This is a genomic window from Clostridium sp. ZBS2 (genome assembly GCF_023845855.1).
Taxonomy (GTDB): domain Bacteria; phylum Bacillota; class Clostridia; order Clostridiales; family Clostridiaceae; genus Clostridium; species Clostridium aquiflavi.
Genome location: NZ_JAMQIF010000016.1, coordinates 30,182 through 48,106 on the forward strand (window position 1 = coordinate 30,182; position 17,925 = coordinate 48,106).

Below are 17,925 nucleotides of genomic sequence, written 5' to 3' on the forward strand. Positions count from 1 at the left end.
TTACTTATGAATATATCAACATTATCTTAAAATATACCCTTATAAAAACATTTAAGTTTTATTTTAATTTAGATAAATCTATTGTAAATTCTTCTCCTACTTGTTTGTATTCACCATCCATCTTTCCACTATTTTCTGGATATTTAGCTGCATATGGAGTTAATTTTAATAATTTTGCATTTTCATTAAGATTTCCATCAATAGTTTCTATCTTAAATAGCCCTGAATTTTTATCACCATGAGATAAATAAAACTCTACTTTATTCCCTAAATCATCACTTCCTTTTAAAGCAAGAGCATAAGTGGATTTACTATTAGAGTAATTTATTGAAGCATAAATCTTTTGACCAAGTGAATTGTCTGTATATTTTTCTAATATATATTCATTACCATTTTCTAGTGTGAATTTATTGTTAAGTGACATTTCCTTAGTATCTATTCTTAATTGATCACCATTAGTCTTAAATTCAAAATTCCACTTTCCTTTTTGTTCTTTATCATTTATCATTACATTTGAACTTACAAATTTTATATTTAACTCTCCATTTAAATCGCAATTTTTTAAACTATAAGTAATTACTGATTGTGTAGTATAGTCATCAATGTTTCTAGATCTCCCACTAGATCCAGTATTCAATTCTTTTCCATTTACAGAAATACTATTAAATCCGTGCCAAGATTCATCTTTTTCTAACTTTTTATCATAAATTACATCTAACTTTTTATCATAAATTACATTATAAGAAACTGTCATTTCATCTCCATCTAATATTACTTCATTTAATTGAACTGTTATTCCTTTATCTGTTATTGATTTATTTATAACAGTTTTATATTCATCTAAGTTTCTTTCTATTCCTAAAAAACTAGCTATATCATTACTAATTATATAACTGACCTTTGATAGTGCAGAGACTCCTATATTACTTCCCAACATCCCTATTGTTAATGCTACAATAATAGTAGCTGTTATCATCCCTCTTTTTCTAGGTTTCTTTTTTGAGATTGACTTTCTAAAATTAGATTTTATTTTTTTCTTCTCTAAGTCATTAAAGTCTTCTTTCTCATAATCATCAATATTTATATTAACTTCATTCAACATATCATATATATCTTTATTCATATTTCTACCCTCTACTTTCTAATATCTTAAATATTTTTTGAATCTTTTTCTTTCCTCTCGATAATCTGTTATATACGACTTCTCTCTTAATTCCCATTTCTTTTGTTATATCACTTATATCTTTCTCATCAACATATAACTTATAAAATAGATCTCTATCTTTTTCTTTTAAACAACTTAACATCTCTTCAATATCAGATTCTAATTCACTCTTTACAATCTCTTCATGAACATTATCTGGAGTACTTATATTTAAATCATCTATATTTTCATATTCTAATCCTTTTAAATATTTTCTCTTATAATCAATACACTTAAACTTGGCTATTCCAGCAACCCAATTTTTAAAATCACCTTTGTTTTCATCAAAACTTTCAATATTATTCCAAATACCCAAAAGTATATCGTTAATACATTCATCTTGAGTACTCTTTAAATTATATAAATGTTTCTTTACTATTGATTTAATAATCCATCCATAGTTATCAATAACATAATCTAATGCTTTTTCATTTTTCTTTTTTAATTCAAAAATAAAGTTTCCTTCTTTAATTTTCATTTTTAACCTTCTCCCTAAAGCAAGCTTGCAATATTAATTTAGGCATATTAAAAATAATATTTATCCAACTAACTTTAAACATGCCTTATCCCTTACACTTAATACTTCGTTTAAAATGTACTATATCTATCAATATTTTAAACTTATTTATAAATATATAAAAATAGGTTCCGTATAATTTTTAAGTTATTAACCATTTCTAAACATATTATATATTTTTTATTCAATTGACATTTAATCCAATAAAATGTAAACTTGTAAAATAAAAACTCATATATAGGAGATTCATAATGTCTAAATCAATATCAAAAAATGCTCTGTTTAATTCAATTTTAAATTTATTTAATATAATTCTTCCAATAATCATATTCCAAATAATTTCGAGTACTATAGGTGAAGAATTATATGGTTTTATTGGATCTAGTGATTCACTAACTTCTTATTTTTTAATCTTTGCAAGTTTTGGTGTATATACTTATGGCGTAAGGGAAATAAGTAGAGTTCGTGATAATAAAATTAAACTTAGACAAACCTTCACCAGTTTGTTTATTTTGACAACAGTAACAAACATCTTAGCTGTTTTAATATATATGCTATTTACAATTGTTAGTTATAGAAATGAAGCTTATTTTTATACCTATATACTTATGGGATTAAATTTATCATTTAATATTTTTTATGTAGAATGGGTAAACCAAGCTTTAGAAAATTACGGATTCATTGCTACAAAAACTGTAATTATAAGAATTATTAGTTGCATTTTAACCTTACTTTTTATAAAAAACAAAGAGGATTATTTGCTTTATCTATATCTACTTATAGGAAGTAACTTCTTAAATAATATTATAAGTTTTATATATATAAAAAAAGAAATACCTTTTGATTTTTCAAATCTGCATTTTATGAAACATATAAAGCCCATGATTTATGCTGTAATACTTTCAAATGTAGGGGTTTTATACACACAACTAGATAAATTTATGATAAAAGGAAATCTTGGAACAACAAATGTAGGCTATTACTATACAGCTCAGAGAATTATGAATTTAGTTAACACATTAATGCTTACGTTAGTTACCGTTTCAATGCCAAGATTATCAAATTATTTAGGAAATGATTCAAAAGATGATTATTTAATATTGCTTAAAAAAATTATTAAAATTTATTTCTTATTTTTATTTCCAGCATCAATTGGACTTGCATGTTTATCAAAAGAAATTATATTAATATTTGGAAAAGGTCTTTATCTTCAATCAATTCCAGTACTTACCGTATTTTCAATGTACATGCTAAGCTTAGGAATTCAAAACATTATATCAAATCAAATTCTTTATCTTTATAAAAAAGAGAAGATTGATTCTATATTAATACTTTTAGGTGGAATACTTAATTTTACGTTAAACATATTACTAATTTTTATAGGAAAATTCACAATATTAACAGCTATAATTACCACATTGATAGCAAATTTGTTAGTAATAATATTACAGTATAATGTTGTAAAGAAAATACTTAAACTTGATATTAATTTATTTGCTTTTGAAAATATAAAATATCTTTTTTATTCAATATCTTTTATTCCAATAACTATGATTTTAAAGAACTATGTATTTAGCCCTATTGTTTTATGTCTAACAGATGTTGTGTTATGTAGTCTTATTTATTTAATAATTCTTCTTATTACAAAAGATAAAGTTTTATACCATATTTCTAATAAATTACTATGTAAATTTAAGATATTAAAAAGACCTATCTAATTTATAAATTTGTTTAACTAAGATAAATAAATTTATCATATATAAAATAAACACTATAAAAAGTAGTCTTATTTTAAACTACTTTTTATAGTGTAACTCAACATTTTTAATCTAACAGTCCTAATACTTAATCCTAAACAACTAAACTGTTATTTAGATAGTTCTACCTCATTTCCTATTTCATATTTATCTATTTCACTTGTGGTACAATCTAAATGTATTTCCATTAATTTATCGTCTTTAATATTATTAAATTCTACAACATATCCAAGTTCATCATTGAGATCTTTATAAAAGCTTGCATATTTATAACTTTCATAAAAATCATTAAAAACTTCTTCTTTATCAAATTCATAATTCATATACATATTACTTGCCATTAAAAAACTTGCTTTTTCTGTAATTCCTTTGCAATAAACTTTTATCTTATTGTCTTTTCTTTCTATATTATATATTTCTCCCTTAGTTCCATCAGAAAATTCAAATAACTTTTTATATCTTACATTGTTTAATACTTCCTTATCAGTATCACCAAAACTATCATCTTTATTTTTTGTATACATATTAAATACTTCTTCATAAGTCATTGAACCTTTTATTGGAATAATGCTTAAATTATTAATATTATTTAACCTGTCATAGGTTGCAGACTGAGCTATATACTCTCCCTCAAATTCATCATTTAAATAACAACATCCTATTGAATTAGCTCTATACATTTTATTTCCATTTTTTAATATCATAAAAGAGTTTACTGATCCTTCACCGCTGTTGTTTACATCAGAGTATCCATTGTATTTAATTGTTGTTCCTATAACATCTGATTCTAATTCACCTAAATTTAAATTAAATTTAGGTATATTAATAGCTAATTTTTCTTGAGTTATTTTTTTATATGACTCTGAGAAATCTACGTAAGATTCTATTCCAACATTAACTTTATACTTTGGAAATGCAATATCCACCCTAAGATTTCCTTTTTCAGCAAATTCATCATCACGATTTTTCTCTTCTAAGTGTAACAAAAATGTCTTATCATCTAAATGATCAAACCATTTACTATCACTATTATTATAACTATTTGCAAAACTTACTTCACTTATAAAATTATCTAACTTTTCCTTATCAAAAGGCTTATCACTTTCTACCTTTATAACTACATTTAAATTATGCTTTGTTCCTGTAGCACTATCTAAAGTTATTTTAATTCCATTTTGCTCAACGCTTTTATTTATTTTAATTGAATAATCTTTATAAATATCACAAACTCTATTTTCTAAATTCTTTTCAGCTGTATTTATATTATCATCTGCAAAAATCTTAGTTTGTCCTATTCCCAAACTTGTCATAAATAACACAGCACCAAGTGCCAGACCTAGTATTCTGCTTAATTTTTTATTTATCATTTAACCTCTCCCTTTTTTAAATTCAATTTTAATAATTAAACTATTAACTAGAAATTCATTAACTTTATATAATAAACTCAATATATCTTTTTTATTTATAACTTAAAACATTATTATTTATATAATTCAACTTCATTTCCTATTTCATATTTATCTATTTTATTTATATTAAAATCAAAATTCACATCCATAGTTTTATCTTTTGGTACATTGTTAAATTCTACAACATATCCAAACTCATCATTTAAGTCTTTATAAAAACTCATATTCTTTCTACTCTCATAACTATTTGAATAATTGACATTTTTAATGTCCAATTGATAATCCATAAATATATTAGTTACCATTAATAAACTTTCTTTTTCTGACTCTCCTTTGCAATATACCTTTATTTTATTGTCATTTCTTTCTATATTATATATTTCTCCCTTACTTCCATCATAAAAATCAAATGATTTTAAATACTTTACATTATCTTTTATTTCTTTGTAATTATTTATTTTCTCGTAGTACTCACTTCTATCTTCATTTTCACACATTTCATTTAATCTATCATAAGAAACATAACTAACTAAAGGTATTATACTTATCTTTTCTGATTCTTTAAATTTATCATAATTAAGTGATTCACAAACAAATTTTCCATTAGTTCCATTTTCCTTTGAAGCACTACTACCACCTCGTTTTGCTTTATACATTTTATCTCCAACTTGTAATATGATACAAGAATGATGTGAGTCTGATGGCTCATCCTTTTCGAATCTATTTTCTATCCATGGACCACTATAATTAATTGTTGTTCCCATAATATCTGATTCTATGTTATTTACTGTAAAATCAAATTCTGGTATTTTAGTATTCATTTTCTTTTTAACTGACTCTTTAAATGACTTTGAGAAATCTACATCTGCATCTATTCCAACATTAATTTTATAAGTAGGTATTACAATATCTACTCTTAAACTATCTTTTTCAAGAAATTCTTCTTCGTCACTTTCTTCGTTTATATTTATAAAAAATGTTTTATCATCTTTATAATCATTCCAATAGCCTGAACTATCTCTAAAATTTTCTCCAAATGTAACTATACTTATCAAATTATCTGCTTTTTCTTTATCAATAGATTCTTTACTTTCTACTTTAACTAATATTTTCAACTTGTGTTTTGTTGCAATAGCACTATCTAAAGTTATTTTAAGTCCATTTTGCTCAACACTTTTATTTATTTTAACTGAATAGTCCTCTTCCTTATCATAACTTGTATTTTCACAAATTGCTGAAGCCTTATTTATATTATCATCTGCTAAAACCTTAACTTGTCCTACTCCTAAGCTTGTCATAAATACCATAACACCTATAACTGGTCCTAATATTCTGCTTAATTTTTTATTTAACATTAAAATTCCCCCATTTAAATTCAACTTTAATTTTAAGCATTAAGTTATTTAGATAATTCAACTTCATTTCCTATTTTAAATTTATCTATTTGATTTATAATAGATTCAATATTTAAATTTATTATTCTATCTTTCTCCACATTATTAAATTCTACAACATATCCTAAATCCTCATTAGAATCTTTATAGAAACTTTTATTTTTACCATTATTATACATATGGTTAAACATAATATTGTTCTCATCGAATTCATAATTCATAAACATATTACTTGCCATTAAAAGACCTGCTTTATCTGTATTTCCTTTACAATAAACTTTTATATTATTGTCTTTTCTTTCTATATTATATATTTCTCCCTTAGTTCCATCCGAAAATTTAAATGATTTTAAATATCTAACATTGTTAAGCGTTTCTTTATTAGAATTTAATTTTTCATTATTCTTTATTTCATCTTCATTATACATTTTGTTTATTTCATCTCGAGACATATAACAAACTATTGGTATTAAGCTTAAATTTTGGTTACCTTTAACTTTATCATAAGTTGCTGATTTACTTTCATATGTTTCTATAATATTTTCATGGTTTGAAGAATGACTGCCTGATTTCTCTGTTTTATACATCCTATCTCCAGCTTTTAATATAATTAAAGAATATTGAGATTCTACAGGATCTTTTCGTCTTTCATCAAAGTCTTGCCATGATGTAGTATACTCAAATCTTGTTCCCATAACATTAGACTCCAATTTATTTAATGTAAAATTGAATTCTGGTATTTTAGACGATGATTTCATTTCTAATGTATTTTTAAATGATTCTGAAAAATCTACATAAGCATCTATTCCTACATTAATTTTATAACTTGGAATTACTATATCCACTCTTAACTCTCCCTTTTCTGGAAATTCTTCATCATCATCAATTTCTTTTTCTATAGTTAATAATAAAGTTTTATCGTTTATATAATCCTCTGATCCGCCTCCACCCCAGCAATCACTTTTTCCAAATGTAACTTCTGATATTATATTATTATAATTTTCTGTATCAAAAGGCTTATCACTTTGAATTTTCACTTGTACTTTTAAATCATGTTTTGTTCCAATAACATTATCTAATGTTACTTTAAAACCATTTTGTTCAACAGTTTTATTAATATTGATAGAATAATCTTTCTCTTTTTCGGAAATTGTATTTTCACAAATTACTGAAGCCTTATTTATATTATCATCTGCTAAAGCTTTAACTTGTCCTAGCCTTAAGCTTGTCATAAACACCATAACACCAAGTATTGGTCCTAATATTCTGCTTAATTTTTTATTTAACATTAAAATTCCCCCTTAATCATTTACTTATTTTTACTTTATAATTATATTCTACCATATCAAATCTTTTTATGCATATGTCTATACACATATCTCTCACCTTTCTAATACCTTGTAATTTATATTTAGAACAATTATTTTATGATATAATGTATATATTAATGCCAATTGGAGTGAAATGTATGAATAAGATTAAGTTAAGAAATTGTCAGTTAAATTTTAATAAATTAAAAGACATTATATGTATTGCAACTTTTGGAAGTTATAATGAAACTTGTTTTGATAAAAACAGAAGTGATATAGATGTTATGATCTTATCTATTAATGAACTTGAATGGGAAGATGAAATTGAAATTGAAGATTACTTAACTCCAATTCTAAAAAATTATTTTCAACATGATAATATACATATTACATTTATAACTGGTTTTGTTTATCCATTTGGTGAACTACTTATAAATAGTAATGATAAGATAATTATTTTAGAAGAAAAATATTTAGATTACGTTCTTGGATACTCTACTTTTAAAAGAGATAGAGAGTACTTAGAAATAATACGCGAAGAAAATTTAAAAGATTTAAAGGAGTATGAAATGGTTTATTATAAATACAAAAAAGAAAAACTAGAAGAAAATTTTTCTGAAAGTAAGGTTTTTTTAGTTAGAATAAGGGAATGTCTAAAAAGAAGTCCCAATAGTGAAGATGAAATAATTGATGAAGCTATGATATCTTATTTCAATTCTTTTTGTGAATTTATAATTGAAATAATTAATTTACAAACTGCACAAAAATATCTATAGCATCATCGAAAGATTTACCATATACTATCTATTACAGAATCTATCTTTTCAATAGCTTTTTCTATGGCCTTGGTTTTTTCTTCTTCTGTTGTTCCTGTTCCATCTACTAATAATTCTTTAAATTTTTCAATCCCCATAAATTTCATTATACTTTCTATATAATGAACACCTTTATCCATCACCATCTTTAGTAATACATTCATTTTTGCTCCAGATGATTGTATATATACAGCACCTCTTGGTTTATCATTTAATAACCCCTCTGGTTTTTCTCCATCTTTTATATCAACTGTTTTTCCATCCATAACTATACAATCAATGTATTCTTTTAATGGAGCTGGAAAAGACATACTCCACATTGGTGCAGCAATTACATATACATCTGCTTCTTTAAATTGATCTGTTAGTTTAACTATTTTATGAACTTCTTCTTGTTGTTTTTTGTCCAGTTTATTAAATGCTTCTTTATCTACTAGACAGCTTCTCTTTTCAAAATATTCATACTCAAGTCTTGGTATATGACACTTATATAAATCTAATTCCTCCATTTCAAAGTCATCATGTCTCTCTAAAAATCTATTTACAAAAGCTCTTCCTACAGTTTTACTTGCAGACAAATTTTCAGGCTTTGAGTTTACAGTTATATAAAGTAATTTTTTCATAAGAACACTCCTTGCACTCACCTATTTATTTTATTATTTGCAATTTAGTGTACTTAATACATTTAGCACAAATAAAGAAACTGTAAAAACTAAAAACTTGATAGTTCACAGTAATATACCTCATAGTTATACTATGGTAAAGGATTTTAAGAGAAAATAATCTATATTTGTATAAATTTAATTTTATTTACATAATTACTGGAATTATAATCCATAAATTATGTATAATAAGAATATAAAGTATTGAACACTCGTATTATTATGCGAGTGAGTTGTTTATTAAACTGTTTGATAAATTAGAATTTGGAGGTTAATCATGAAAAAATGGTATGATGAGGAGTACAAATTTGAAATTGAAGTAACTGGGTTTCTTCGCAGTGACCATACAGAGCGGTATTGCCGAAACGGCGAGGAAGTTGGGGATAAGTATACCTGCACCTATGGATGTCCCATAAATTCGGATGGACAGGGTATCTGTTCCAAGGTTATGATGATTATGTTCCCAATCATGGAGTCAGTCAGAAGTGGTGGAGATTTAGAGAATATTGGTGGCAATAGTAAATATAGCAAGGACATTGTATGCCCAGATGGCTGCGTCATGTTCAGGCTGACAGCAAAGAAACTTGACAATGAGAATTTTTATAAGGGAAAGTTTTTTGATTAGTTTTGATTTTTATTGTGCTAAGTTTGAAGATAACCGAAATATATAAATTCCAATTTATCAATTAGAATTTATGAACAATTTAAAATTATTAGGATTAAGAAGTAAAGTGGACAAATTAATTTGTCCACTTTTATACATTCTATTGTCAACACTGATTTTAAACAGAGCTGTAACTCTATTGTTATCTTCTATAATGGTAACTTAATAACGACCTTTGCTCCACCCATTTCCTTTGAATTTTCTAATATAAGATTTCCACCATGTTTTTTTATAATATTTCTAGTTATATACAAACCCATACCATAATGATTTTTAGAATTTCTACTTTTATCACCTTGATAAAACTGTTCTGTTGCTGAATCTAATTCTTCCTTAGTAAAACCTCTTCCATTATCTTCAATTGTAAAACTTATATACTCATTATTAGAATCAACACTAAATAAAATTTCACCTTTTACAGGACAATAATCAATTGCATTAGTAATAATATTTATAATCGCACGTTTTAAAGATACCCTATCAACGATAATTATTTCTATATTTGTTTTAACTTCATTTATAAATTTAATTTGCTTATCTTTTATTAATAAGATTCCTTGCTCTATTATTTCATTTATAAATATCTTTAAATTCACATTTTCCTTTTTAAGCATAATTTCTTTTTCTGATTTCATAATTTCTATTAAAGATTTTATATAATACTCCATATTTTTAATTTCATTTAATATATTTTCATTAAATACCATAGCATCCGAATTTAAATTTAATTCCTTTAGTAGTTCTGAATTACCTTTAATTATAGTTAATGGTGTTTTTATGTCATGTGCTAAAGCTGCTATCTGATCTTTTCGTGATTTTTCTAAATTCCACTGTTTATTAAGTGATACATTTAATTCTAATCTCATTTTGTCTAAAGCCGATAGTACTTCGTTAACTTCAGTTATACTTGATTCTTCTGTCTCAAAATTTAGATTCTCTACCTTTATGCTTTCAGTAATATTTTTTAAAATCTTCATTTCTTTAGCTACTCTTTTACTAAAGCATTTAGATAATATTATTACTCCTAATATAAATGTTATAATAAATAAAATTACTGGACACCCTTCAGCACTTGGAAGATATTTACGTAAAATTGGATTAGAGAACTGAGCTGTTAATTTATATCTTACAGCACAAATTTCATTGCCTCTTGGTATTATCTTATAATAATTATTACCATAACTAGTTCTATCATCTTTAATCATTTTCCATATTCCTAATGCATTTTCTTCTGATACATTACCACTATTCATTTTTCCATTTAAATCATATACTACATAGTTACATTCTTCTGGTATAAATTCTGATACTTCTTCTGTAACCATAATCTGGTTTCTGTTTTTTTCTATTATTTGTTCATAATAATTGGCAGGTAAAATCATTCCACTTCTAAGTCCTATAATAAATACTAATGCGATTATTATAATTTGAAGAACTGTAATTACACAAAATGTAGCTATATACATAGCAAATATTTTAGCTATACTTTTTTGTTTCTTTATTCTTTCCACTTATAGCCAATCCCCCAAACAGTTTCTATGGTATTTATACCTCTTACTTTTAATTTATTTCTTATATTTTTAATATGTTCTACAATGGCAGTTGTATCACTATGACCATCAAATCCAAAAACACTTTCATAAATTTGCTCTTTTGAAAACACTTGTCCATGATTTAATGCTAAATATTCACATATACTATATTCACTTTTGGTAAATGAAATTAACTCTTCATCATGATATACTTCTTTTGCATTCATATAAAATTTAAGTTCGGAAATATAAAAAGCATTTTGTTTTTCTCTATATTCTCTTCTTAAATGTGCATTTACTCTAGCTCTTAGTTCACTTATGCTAAAAGGTTTTGTTATATAATCATCACCGCCAAAACTAAGTCCCTTAACTATATCTTCTTCCATAGTCTTTGCTGTTAAAAATAAAATAGGGCAATCTACTAAATTCCTTATTTTATTGCACAAAGTAAATCCATCAATTTCTGGCATCATTACATCCAAAAGTATTAAATCGTATTTAGTGTATTGGTTATATGATATTTCATTAGCATTGGAAACAGTAGTTACTATATGGCCTTCTTTTTCTAATGCAACTTTTATAATATTTAATATTCCTAATTCATCATCTATAGCTAAAATAGCAGCCACATTTATTCCCCCTAAAGATTAACAATTTTCTCATTAATATATATTAATTATACTAAAATAAGATATAATTCAAAATATTATAACCATACATAAATATGTTATTGAAATTTTAACATTATTTTAAATATACTTTGTACCTTCATAAAATTTAAACCAGATTCCAAAAAGTACTCCTAATAAAATAGTTAATACAATGCTATTTTGAGTTCCAACGTAAATGCTTGCAAACTCATTAGAGTTTATTCCACTATTTACCCAATTAACAGTAAAATAATCTACAAGTCTTATTCCCCATGCACATGGTAGCCACTGCCATATTCCATCTCCAAGTCCTGTAATCATCAATGCAGAAATTAAACTTTCAAATATACCCATTCCAATAGATCCGCCGTTGCCTAATATAAAACTTATCCATAAATGAAATAGATAAAGAAAAATCTGACTTCCAAATATAAGTAAAGTTTCATAAGCATAAAAATTTAAAGGTAATACATTTTGCTTTAAAATATATTGAAATCCAATAAAAAAGATCCCTATTGCTAATATAGTAGATAAAAATCCTGTGCAAAGTAATATAAGAACTTTACTTAAAAGGCATCTTCCTTTTCCATATTCAGTTCCTAAAATTTCTTTAAATCCTCCAGCCATAGATTCTTGTTCTACTACCATTGAAGTTACAATACCTATTACCATAGGAAATGTTAAGGATATAACTTCTAAATATCCCTGTACCTTACTTAGGCTACTCCATGATGAAAAAGAAAAATACCATAAGAATATAAATGCACCTATAACTGGTACACAAATGTGAACCCAGTAAAATGAGGTACGCTTTAACTTAATAAAATCTGCTTTCATTAAACGTAAAATTGTATCCATAATTATTATACCTCTCTTCTTTCATACCATTTAGCACTTAAATAAGTTAATATTAAAAATAAACTAGTTGAAACTATTATGCTAAATGGAATAGATGAATAAGAAAGTAGTTCTGGAGTAAATGTTTCACTTTCTGGTACTGCTAATAAGCCATTAGGTAAAACCCCTAAAACTGGACACATAATTCTAAATGGATAAGAAAAAGGAATCATCCACCAATAACTTTCTACAGCCATAATTCCAAAGAAAATATTAGCTCCTAAACCTAAAATTATAGTCCCAAATAATCCAATCTTATTTTCTAAAAAAATATTTAATGGAACTTGCCACATAAAAGTAATAATAAGTAATGTTGTAGCATAGAATCTGTTTACTAAAGCAATTTCCTTTATACCATCTATATTGATTAAATATACACCTAACTGACTACATACTAAAATAATAATACATGAAATAGATAAATTCTTTATTCCAATTAAAATCTTCGCAAACCATACTTTCTTCAAATCTATAGGAAGTGCTATTACTGCTTTATTTTTCATATTTCCATCAATTCTACTTAATAAACAACATCCTAATGACAGTGATCCTGGTAGCATCATATTATACCACCAGTTATAACTATCAACTTGAAAATAATCTACTGCAAAAAACATTGATAACAAAATGGTGAATATAGGGGCTAACCATACAAGTTTGTTAATAAAAGTGTGTTTTGTTTTTTTATTCTCTGCTAAAAAATATTTAAGCATTTTTTATACCTCCCTTCTATACTTTCCAGCAATATCTACAAATAATTTTTCTAATTCTTCACCTTTTCTTAGTTCTCCTTGATATCCTAAAACACCACCACATATAATTCCAATATGATCAGCAACTTGTTCTACTTCACTTAATATATGACTTGATAATATAACTGTAATTCCTTTGCTAGGAAAAGATTTTATGAGTTCTCTAAGTTCTTGTATTCCAAAAGGATCTAGACCATTAGTTGGTTCATCTAAAATAAGTAGTTTAGGACTATTAAGTAATGCAATGGCAATTCCAAGCCTTTGTTTCATTCCCATTGAAAACTGTCCTGATTTTTTCTTTCCAGTATTTTTAAGCTCTACTATATCAAGGACTTCATCAATTCTTGAATCTGAAAGTCCCAGTACTATGGTTCTAACTTTTAAATTTTCTCTTGCACTTAAATTTTCATATAATGGAGCACTTTCTATCAAAGATCCTATTAACTTCAAATCCTTTCTACTCCACTTATGATCATTAAATAATATTTCTCCAAAACTAGGCTTAATCATCCCTGTAATCATCTTTAATATAGTTGATTTTCCTGCACCATTAGGCCCTAATAAGCCATAAATAGAATTTCTTTCAACTTTAATAGATATGTCCTTAACTGCCTCTTGTTTTTTAAATGTCTTACTTAAGTTTTTTGTTTCTAGTATAATATCTTTCATTTTTTATTCCTCCCTACAATAAAAGAATAAATCCTAATTATAAGGAAACTATAAGGAAACAAAAAAAAGATTCATCACTAAAAATTGATGAATCTTATTATTTTCCTATATTAAATTCTAAATTGTAGGCTTTGTTTTAACAATGTGTTGATATATGCATAATTAAAGTGGACGGAGTAATTGAACTTATGAATACTAAAAATGATTATAGTCCTATTTTAGCTTGCTCCTAATATAAAATTAAGACAAGCAGTAAATATGACAATACTCATTAAGTATTCTCAAAGTACAATTACAATGCCACTTTACCTATTGCATATATCAACAAATATTAAAAAAACATAGCTTTTTATAATCTATCTGTAACGTTTAATAGAAAACTATTTATCTTTATAATAAGCATTACTTATTTTATTAATCTATAGTCATATTAATTCCATTTTCTTTTAAATATTTATGACACTTCTTATAATTTGGCATGACTTCTTCTACCCTGTTCCAGAATTGTTTTGAATGATTTCTAAAATCCATATGACACATTTCATGTACAACAATATAATCAATTACTTCAAGTGGAGCCATGCTTATTCGCCAATTGAAGTAAGTTTCATTCTTTATATTTATACTGGCATATCTTCTTTTTTGCTCTTTAATTGTTACTTTAGTTATCTTATCTTTAAACTCCAATTTGTGTACTCTTATTCTCTCTTTAACTATATCTAAAGTCTTACTTCTATACCAAATTTCTAAAGCCTTTTTTAATTTTTCATTCTCATATGTATTAGTATTTATAAGAAACTTTGAAATTCCTTCTATATTTGTAGTTGAGTGTTCATTGATAAAATCTATAGATATTTTCTTGACTTTATCATTGAAAATCAAACAAATAGGATATTCCTTTCCTAAATACATAAAAGTACCACCATTTATAAATTCTCTTTTCACTTTCTTATTTAAAACAGTTTTTAATTCCCTCCTCTTTTCAATAATCCAGTCATGTTTTGAATTAACAAAATTTAATATATATTCTTTTGAAGTCCTTATAGGAGCTACAACTTGTACTTCTCCATTTATGTCTATTTTTATACAAATAGATTTTCTTTTTCTTCTTATAATCTGAAACTCAATAATTTCACCTTTGTATTCAAAATTCATTCAAACTCCTCCAACAGTTTAGGTTTTTATTAATCAATATAACTAAAAAGTCAGTAATAATTTTAAATTACTGACTTTTTGTTCCTCGTATATTAATATAAAATTTTTTTATTAGCAATAATAAAAAATATATAATTACTATATTAATATCTTTTTAACAATTCATTTTAAATAGCGTTGCACAAGTATTTCATCTATCCATTTTATTGCCTTTTCTATATTTTCTTCTTTATTATTTTTAATTGGTTCAAGGAAATCAATTTCTCCTATAAAATTATTATTTGGAATTTCCTTCTTTATAATCTTAAAGAATTTTGATGCTCCACCGCCTCCATGGCAAGCGAATAATCCTATGTTTTTGTTTTTTATATTATAAGTATCTAAAAAAGTATTAAATGGCGGTGCATATGTTCCTACCCATATAGGTGTACCAATAAATATATTTTCGTATTTTTCTATATCAATGTCTATGTTCTTTAGCTTTGGCTTTTCTTTAAATAATACACTTTTTCCTCCCCAAAAGAACTTCTTAAATCCTGAATTACAATAATTCTTCTCTGGTATCAATTCTAAAATATCAGCATTCAATCTCCTAGCCATAGCATTTGCTATTAGCTTTGTACTTCCTTCTAATGAATAAAATACTACTAAATTTTTCATATATACTCCCTGCTTTTCACATTTATTTTAGTAAGATACTAATATTTAATTTCTACTATATTTAATATTAGAAATATGTATTAATTACTCAGTTTCTTGATAATTAAATTTTCATAATATCATATTCTTTATACTATTATATCATAAATTTAGACTTTGACTTAATGCAACACTTATATATAATTTTCTAAATTTTACCTAGATATATTTTCTTATATATGTTGTATAATCTAAAGTATATTAAGAAAAAGTATATTATTAAATACAATATATAATTTAATGGTTATTTTAAATATATCAACAAATTACTATAAGAATAAACTAATTTGAAAGATTAGTATTTTATTCTAAGGAATGAGAAAACTATATGTAATTTATTTTATACAAAGGAGTATTATTGATGGAGCAAATATTTAATACTATATTATCTAAGCTTGATTCCATTGAGCAAAATCAAAATTCAATAAAATTTGATATTAATGTTTTGCAATCTGATATTAATATATTAAAATCCGATGTTTCTTCTACTAAAATTGATGCAATTAAATTGCAATCTGATGTTTCAAATATAAATAAAAAACTTGATACCATTTACGATCAAACAGCAAATTTAACAGAATTCAGTACGGAAACTAAGGATAATTTAAATTCTATATCAGAAAAGGTAATCTAATATTAAATTTATAAAAATGGGTATAGTAAGTATTGCTTACTACACCCATTTTTATTTTTGCTTTCATTTTAAATATGTGTTTATATAGGCATTCTATTAAGATGTAATCTTAATCTACCTTTAGTACTCTTCCAGCATATTTCATATTAGATGTACTTAATGTACTTATCTTTATAAAATCTCCTGTATGAGGTGCATGAAGAAACTTATCATCCCCTATATACATTCCAACATGTGTTGAATTTGATGATTTATTAAATACCAAGTCCCCTGGTTTTAATTCTGATAAACTAATAGGTTTTGCAAAACTTTGTTGTTCCTCCGACACTCTAGGTAACTCTATTCCTTTTGTATTAAATACATATTGCATAAGACCTGAACAATCGAACCCTTCTGGAGTTGTTCCTCCCCATAAATACGGAATTCCTAAATACTTTTGAGCTTCATTAATTATAGCTTTTGCTTCAGCAGACATGTCAGATGGTAATGTTATTGGTATTATACTGCTTGTACTATCTACTAATATATCACTATTTTCTTGTACATAATCTATAAGTTGTTTCTTTTGGTCTTCTAAATCTGCAATATATTTTTCTATTTCCTCTTTATTTTTTTGTAACTCTTCATTTTCTTTTTCTATTTTCTTTTGCATATCATTAAGATTTTGCTCAGCATTTTTAGCTTCTTTAACAAGATTTTTATCACTCTTACACATTTGAGAAATTACTTCAACTTTCCCTACAGCATCCATTATATTTCCTGAAGTAAATAAAGCTTCTAAATATTTTAATGGTGTCACTTTAAAACCACCATTCATATGAACATTTCTTAACCTTTCAGATAACAGTTCATCCTTTTCTTCTAAATTCTTTTTAGCTATTTCTAGTTCTTCTTCATTTGCTTTTATTTCATTTTCCTTTTCTAGAATTTGCTCTTTATATTTATTTAACTTGTCCATGTTTGTTTCAATTTTACTATCATATTCTTGTATGTTTTGAATAACTTCATTTATACTTAAATTATTTGGAGCTGCAAGGACTGGTATAGTACTACTTACAGAATTTAAAAGTATAACTGCTGATATAATTATAGTTGTAAACTTCTTTTTCATCATATTCTCCTTATATAACTTTATACAATATAAAACCCTAATCTCCACTCCTTCATTTAATAACTATATGAGTAAATTTAATTTTATTAGTATA

Annotated in this window: 18 protein-coding genes; 4 read left to right on the forward strand and 14 right to left on the reverse strand. The window is 25.2% G+C overall.

The features are described from left to right. Positions 1–58 precede the first annotated feature (58 nt). Both NG918_RS09530 and NG918_RS09535 read right to left on the reverse strand, forming a co-directional pair. The gene (locus NG918_RS09530; protein ID WP_252225856.1) at positions 59–1,123 is read right to left on the reverse strand and encodes a DUF4179 domain-containing protein; all 1,065 of its coding nucleotides are present in this window, start codon (positions 1,121–1,123) and stop codon (positions 59–61) included. Between the two features lie 4 nt (positions 1,124–1,127). Next, positions 1,128–1,682 carry a sigma-70 family RNA polymerase sigma factor gene (locus NG918_RS09535; protein WP_252225858.1) on the reverse strand — a complete coding sequence of 185 codons (555 nt, stop codon included), beginning with the start codon at positions 1,680–1,682 and terminating at the stop codon, positions 1,128–1,130. Positions 1,683–1,972: 290 nt separating this feature from the next. Here NG918_RS09535 and NG918_RS09540 point away from each other — a divergent pair, with 290 nt between their 5' ends. Beyond that, a complete protein-coding gene (locus tag NG918_RS09540) occupies positions 1,973–3,439 on the forward strand; it encodes an oligosaccharide flippase family protein (RefSeq protein ID WP_252225860.1) in 1,467 nt (488 codons plus the stop codon). A gap of 149 nt (positions 3,440–3,588) precedes the next feature. Here NG918_RS09540 and NG918_RS09545 read toward each other — a convergent pair whose 3' ends face one another. From NG918_RS09545 to NG918_RS09555, 3 genes are all read right to left on the reverse strand, one after another. After that, on the reverse strand, positions 3,589–4,845 hold the full coding sequence (locus tag NG918_RS09545; RefSeq protein WP_252225862.1) for a DUF4179 domain-containing protein: 1,257 nt from the start codon (positions 4,843–4,845) through the stop codon (positions 3,589–3,591). A 113-nt stretch (positions 4,846–4,958) separates the two neighbouring features. Next, a complete protein-coding gene (locus NG918_RS09550) occupies positions 4,959–6,242 on the reverse strand; it encodes a DUF4179 domain-containing protein (protein ID WP_252225864.1) in 1,284 nt (427 codons plus the stop codon). A gap of 44 nt (positions 6,243–6,286) precedes the next feature. Beyond that, the gene (locus tag NG918_RS09555; protein ID WP_252225866.1) at positions 6,287–7,570 is read right to left on the reverse strand and encodes a DUF4179 domain-containing protein; all 1,284 of its coding nucleotides are present in this window, start codon (positions 7,568–7,570) and stop codon (positions 6,287–6,289) included. A gap of 179 nt (positions 7,571–7,749) precedes the next feature. Between NG918_RS09555 and NG918_RS09560 the strand changes: the two genes are divergently transcribed. After that, positions 7,750–8,367: a hypothetical protein gene (locus NG918_RS09560; RefSeq protein ID WP_252215403.1), complete on the forward strand. Its 618-nt coding sequence runs from the start codon at positions 7,750–7,752 to the stop codon at positions 8,365–8,367. A 14-nt stretch (positions 8,368–8,381) separates the two neighbouring features. Here the strand turns inward: NG918_RS09560 and NG918_RS09565 are convergent, their stop codons facing one another. Beyond that, a complete protein-coding gene (locus tag NG918_RS09565) occupies positions 8,382–9,029 on the reverse strand; it encodes an FMN-dependent NADH-azoreductase (RefSeq protein WP_252215401.1) in 648 nt (215 codons plus the stop codon). Between the two features lie 316 nt (positions 9,030–9,345). Here NG918_RS09565 and NG918_RS09570 point away from each other — a divergent pair, with 316 nt between their 5' ends. Further along, positions 9,346–9,693: a TIGR04076 family protein gene (locus NG918_RS09570; RefSeq protein WP_252215398.1), complete on the forward strand. Its 348-nt coding sequence runs from the start codon at positions 9,346–9,348 to the stop codon at positions 9,691–9,693. A gap of 188 nt (positions 9,694–9,881) precedes the next feature. Here NG918_RS09570 and NG918_RS09575 read toward each other — a convergent pair whose 3' ends face one another. The 7 genes from NG918_RS09575 to NG918_RS09605 all read right to left on the reverse strand — a co-directional run bounded on the left by NG918_RS09575 (position 9,882) and on the right by NG918_RS09605 (position 16,047). Continuing rightward, a complete protein-coding gene (locus tag NG918_RS09575; RefSeq protein WP_252225868.1) occupies positions 9,882–11,243 on the reverse strand; it encodes a sensor histidine kinase in 1,362 nt (453 codons plus the stop codon). Then, positions 11,231–11,893 carry a response regulator transcription factor gene (locus tag NG918_RS09580; protein WP_252225871.1) on the reverse strand — a complete coding sequence of 221 codons (663 nt, stop codon included), beginning with the start codon at positions 11,891–11,893 and terminating at the stop codon, positions 11,231–11,233. The genes NG918_RS09575 and NG918_RS09580 overlap by 13 nt, the downstream gene beginning before the upstream one ends. A gap of 120 nt (positions 11,894–12,013) precedes the next feature. Then, on the reverse strand, positions 12,014–12,772 hold the full coding sequence (locus NG918_RS09585; RefSeq protein WP_252225873.1) for a lantibiotic immunity ABC transporter MutG family permease subunit: 759 nt from the start codon (positions 12,770–12,772) through the stop codon (positions 12,014–12,016). Positions 12,773–12,777: 5 nt separating this feature from the next. Further along, positions 12,778–13,524, reverse strand: a complete 747-nt coding sequence (locus NG918_RS09590; protein ID WP_252225875.1) for a lantibiotic immunity ABC transporter MutE/EpiE family permease subunit — start codon at positions 13,522–13,524, stop codon at positions 12,778–12,780. Between the two features lie 3 nt (positions 13,525–13,527). After that, a complete protein-coding gene (locus NG918_RS09595) occupies positions 13,528–14,232 on the reverse strand; it encodes a lantibiotic protection ABC transporter ATP-binding protein (protein ID WP_252225877.1) in 705 nt (234 codons plus the stop codon). Positions 14,233–14,646: 414 nt separating this feature from the next. After that, positions 14,647–15,387: a M48 family metallopeptidase gene (locus NG918_RS09600; RefSeq protein WP_252225879.1), complete on the reverse strand. Its 741-nt coding sequence runs from the start codon at positions 15,385–15,387 to the stop codon at positions 14,647–14,649. A gap of 162 nt (positions 15,388–15,549) precedes the next feature. Beyond that, a complete protein-coding gene (locus NG918_RS09605; protein WP_252225881.1) occupies positions 15,550–16,047 on the reverse strand; it encodes a flavodoxin family protein in 498 nt (165 codons plus the stop codon). A 400-nt stretch (positions 16,048–16,447) separates the two neighbouring features. Here NG918_RS09605 and NG918_RS09610 point away from each other — a divergent pair, with 400 nt between their 5' ends. Next, positions 16,448–16,720, forward strand: a complete 273-nt coding sequence (locus NG918_RS09610; RefSeq protein WP_252215374.1) for a hypothetical protein — start codon at positions 16,448–16,450, stop codon at positions 16,718–16,720. Positions 16,721–16,829: 109 nt separating this feature from the next. Here the strand turns inward: NG918_RS09610 and NG918_RS09615 are convergent, their stop codons facing one another. Further along, positions 16,830–17,831, reverse strand: a complete 1,002-nt coding sequence (locus NG918_RS09615) for a C40 family peptidase (RefSeq protein WP_252225883.1) — start codon at positions 17,829–17,831, stop codon at positions 16,830–16,832. Between the last annotated feature and the right edge of the window lie 94 nt (positions 17,832–17,925).